This is a genomic window from Vaccinium witches'-broom phytoplasma str. VAC, from assembly GCF_000309405.1.
Taxonomy (GTDB): domain Bacteria; phylum Bacillota_I; class Bacilli_A; order Acholeplasmatales; family Acholeplasmataceae; genus Phytoplasma.
The window spans coordinates 1-2974 of the sequence record NZ_AKIN01000068.1; the positions used below are offsets into that span (position 1 = coordinate 1).

The 2974-nt window shown below is 25.5% G+C and carries 3 protein-coding genes; all 3 read left to right on the forward strand.

Annotated features, from left to right (window positions below; genetic code table 11):
- Positions 1–59 precede the first annotated feature (59 nt).
- The 3 genes from pduL (at position 60) to rsmA (ending at position 2902) form a co-directional block, all read left to right on the forward strand.
- The gene (gene pduL / locus RI68_RS01800) at positions 60–641 is read left to right on the forward strand and encodes a phosphate propanoyltransferase (RefSeq protein WP_017193548.1); all 582 of its coding nucleotides are present in this window, start codon (positions 60–62) and stop codon (positions 639–641) included.
- A gap of 144 nt (positions 642–785) precedes the next feature.
- Positions 786–2087 carry an HD domain-containing protein gene (locus RI68_RS01805; RefSeq protein ID WP_017193549.1) on the forward strand — a complete coding sequence of 434 codons (1302 nt, stop codon included), beginning with the start codon at positions 786–788 and terminating at the stop codon, positions 2085–2087.
- Positions 2087–2902, forward strand: a complete 816-nt coding sequence (gene rsmA / locus RI68_RS01810) for a 16S rRNA (adenine(1518)-N(6)/adenine(1519)-N(6))-dimethyltransferase RsmA (RefSeq protein ID WP_017193550.1) — start codon at positions 2087–2089, stop codon at positions 2900–2902. The genes RI68_RS01805 and rsmA overlap by 1 nt, the downstream gene beginning before the upstream one ends.
- Positions 2903–2974: the final 72 nt, after the last annotated feature.

Below are 2974 nucleotides of genomic sequence, written 5' to 3' on the forward strand. Positions count from 1 at the left end.
ATATAATAAAAATGTATAAGTAAAAATATTTTTGATTAAATTTAAGGAGAAAAAACATCATGTCCACAAAAATACCTGTAGGTGTGTCTGGAAGACACGTTCATTTAAAACAAAAAACATTAGATATTTTGTTTGGTAGCGAAAATTATCAATTAAATGTTTTTAAAAATTTAAAACAAGTGGGTCAATACGCTGCTGAAGAAAAGATCGATGTTATGAGTCCTGAAGGCAAATTAATTACAGGCGTACGTATTGTTGGTCCAGTTAGAAATGTTGATCAAGTGGAAATTAGTCAAAGCGATAATTTAAGATATAAATTTAAAGCCCCTGTAAGAAGTTCCGGAGATATTAAAAATTCTGATAAAGCCACTTTAATTGGTCCAAAAGGACAAGTAGATATCGCTGAAGGGGTTATTTTAGCAGACAGACATATTCATTTTTCTGAAGAAGAAGCTAAAGAGTATGGCATCGTAGATAAAGAAATGGTAAATGTTAAAATTGATGGCATTAAACCAGGCATTTTAGAAGATGTTTTGTGTCGTGTACATAAAGATTACAGATTAGAATGTCATTTAGATACTGACGATGCTAGCGCGTTTTTATTAAAAAGCGGAGATTCAGTCACTTTAATTAAGAAATAATTGGATTTATAACTTTTTTAAATAAGGTTATTTGGTCAAAACGAAACAATCATCAAAAATATATAATTATGATCAAAATATTTTTTATTCCATATTTCTAAAAAATAACATTTTTTGGATAAAAAAGAAAGAGTCATATGTATAATGTGTAAAAAAAATAATTTTAAAGAGCCGAAAAAATTTCATAGAACAGAAGTTTTTAGAGATCCAATTTATGGTTATATTTATTTAGATTATCTTTTTTTAGAAAGGCTGATTAATACAAAAGTTTTTCAACGATTAAGACGCATTAAACAATTAAGTTTTGTTAATGTAGTTTTTCATGGCGCGGAACATTCACGTTTTTCTCATAGTTTAGGGGTTTATGAGTTGTCAAGAAGGTTTTTAGAAACTCACAAATTTAAACTATCCGAAGAAATTTTTTCTTTAAGAAACAAATTAATTTTATTGACCGCTTCTTTACTTCACGATATCGGTCATGGTGCTTATTCTCATATGTTTGAACGCATTTTTAAAACTAATCATGAAGAAAAAACCGCTGAAATTATCGTTAATAATGAAGAAATAAGAGCTATTTTAGATTCCATAGATCAAGATTTTAAAAAAGATGTAGCTTCGGTTATTAAAAAAGAAAAAGATAACGAATTCCAATTGATTCAACAACTTTTAACAAGTCAATTAGATTTTGATCGCTTAGATTATTTAAAAAGAGATTCGTTTTTTACAGGCGTTTATTATGGACATATCGATACTGATCGTTTGATTAGAATTATTGATATAGAAAAACGTGAACAAAAATATCAAATAGTTTTTAGAAAAAACGGTATTTCCGCGATTGAAAACTATTTAATCAATCGTTATCATATGTATAGACAAGTTTATTATCATCCAAAAATAAAAGGTTATTCAATTATTTTAGAAAAAATTTTCATTAGAATAAAAAAATTAATTTCTGAAAATTATTTTTTTGATAGTTATGTTGTCGTTCTTTTGAAAGATTTTTTAGATCAAAAACACGATTTAAATAAAAGTTTAGAAATATATTTAAAAATAGACGATTTTTACGTTAATTCTTTAATTGTTCGCTTACAAGATGATAAAGACGTTATTTTAGCGAATTTATGTCAAGATTTTTTAAACCGTAGCATATGGAAATATAAAGAAAATAACGATAATAATAAAGAAATTATAAATAAAATTAAAAAACATTATGGCGTTAATGGCGAATATTACACTTTTGAAGATAATTCTATTACACAAGATGCTTATAGAGAAGATGACGACAATATTGGGGAACAAATTTTTATTTCGTCCCATACTTCATCGAATAATCGAATTCAGCCATTAAGTCGAGAATCAACCATTATTAGTAGTCTAATGGATGGTGTTATGCAAAAAGAAAATCGTAAGTTTTTTTATTATAGAGAGTGTTCATATAAAAAATAATGAAACCAAGACACATAATTAAAAAACAATATGGTCAAAATTTTTTAAATGACGTTAATTTATTGACTTATATAGTGGAAAAAGCTGACTTAGATAATCAAAATGTTGTGGAAATAGGACCCGGAAAAGGCGCTTTAACTAAATTAATCATTACCAAGGCAAAAAAAGTTGTGGCTTACGAAATAGACGCTTCTTTAAAACCTTTTTTACAATTTGATTCTCATTTCGATATTAATATTATTTACGATGATTTTTTAAAAAGAAATTTAGAACAAGATTTTCAAACTTATTTTCAAGAAGAGGATATTGCTTTAATAGGTAATTTGCCTTATAATATTACCTCTCCTATATTATTTAAAATTTTATTTTTGCCGCAAATAAAAACTTTCACTATTATGGTACAAAAAGAAGTAGCTTTGCGTCTTTTATCTAAACCACACAATACTACTTATAATTATATAAGTGTTATTTTTCAGTCTTTAATGGTAATTAGTCAAATTAAAGATGTGAAAAATACTATGTTTTTTCCTAAGCCAAAAGTAGATAGTACAGTTTTAAAGTTTGAAAGAATTCCTTTAGAATCAACAAAAAAAACTTTTATAGAAAAGAAGTTTTTTACCTTTGTTAAAGCTTCTTTCCAACAAAAAAGAAAAAAATTATTAAATAATCTACATTCTTATTTTAAAATTTCTAAAAAAGAATTAATGACTTTTTTTGACAAAAATCAACTTTCTTTAGATATAAGAGCAGAACAAATAGGAATTGCACAATTTCAACAAATAGCGACCTCTTTTTTTGATTTTTTTGTTTTATAAAGAAAAATTTCTCGCTTTAATTTGAAAAATAAAATAATAAACTCTTAATATTTTTTATAATTATGTTAAAAT

What these genes read in the sequence shown, in the direction of transcription:
- rsmA (WP_017193550.1), top strand. Translation starts at nt 2,087, where the DNA reads ATGAAACCAAGACACATAATTAAAAAACAATATGGTCAAAATTTTTTA.
- RI68_RS01805 (WP_017193549.1), top strand. Translation starts at nt 786, where the DNA reads ATGTGTAAAAAAAATAATTTTAAAGAGCCGAAAAAATTTCATAGAACA.
- pduL (WP_017193548.1), top strand. Translation starts at nt 60, where the DNA reads ATGTCCACAAAAATACCTGTAGGTGTGTCTGGAAGACACGTTCATTTA.